General features: G+C 64.3%; 2 pseudogenes. Both read right to left on the bottom strand.

Going from position 1 to position 401, the window contains the following annotated elements:
• A pseudogene (locus tag HAQ05_RS28160) lies at positions 1-262 on the bottom strand (lysis protein); the annotation flags it as partial.
• Positions 259-401, bottom strand: a pseudogene (locus HAQ05_RS28165) (glycoside hydrolase family 19 protein); the annotation flags it as partial. The pseudogenes HAQ05_RS28165 and HAQ05_RS28160, both read right to left, overlap by 4 nt.

Below are 401 nucleotides of genomic sequence, written 5' to 3' on the forward strand. Positions count from 1 at the left end.
CATCGGCCTTCTCCTTGGTTCGTTTGGTATCGAGGTCGGCCAGCGCCTGTTCGGCCTGCTGCTGCTTCTCCAGCGCGGTGCGGGATTGTGCGGCGGCAGCGTTGGCGATGGTAGTGAGGTCGGACTGATGCGCGGCATCCTGGGCGGCGAGCTTCGCCTTGTAGGCATTGGCCTGCCAGATCCACGCCGCGGCGAAGCCTAAGGCGCAGGCCAGCAGCAGCGCGCCGCCATAGCCGAGCCACTTCAATTGGGTTTCAGTCATGCCAGCACCTTTAGCGATTGGTCATAGAGCGCCAGGCGGTCATCCTGGCCGTTCAGCCCGCCGTTTATGCGCCGGGTAATGGCCTCGAAGTCGCCGGCATCGGCCAGTTCGTTGAGGCGGTGAGTCGACCAGTACCAGC

It is taken from the genome of Pseudomonas typographi (assembly GCF_014694385.1).
GTDB lineage: Bacteria > Pseudomonadota > Gammaproteobacteria > Pseudomonadales > Pseudomonadaceae > Aquipseudomonas > Aquipseudomonas typographi.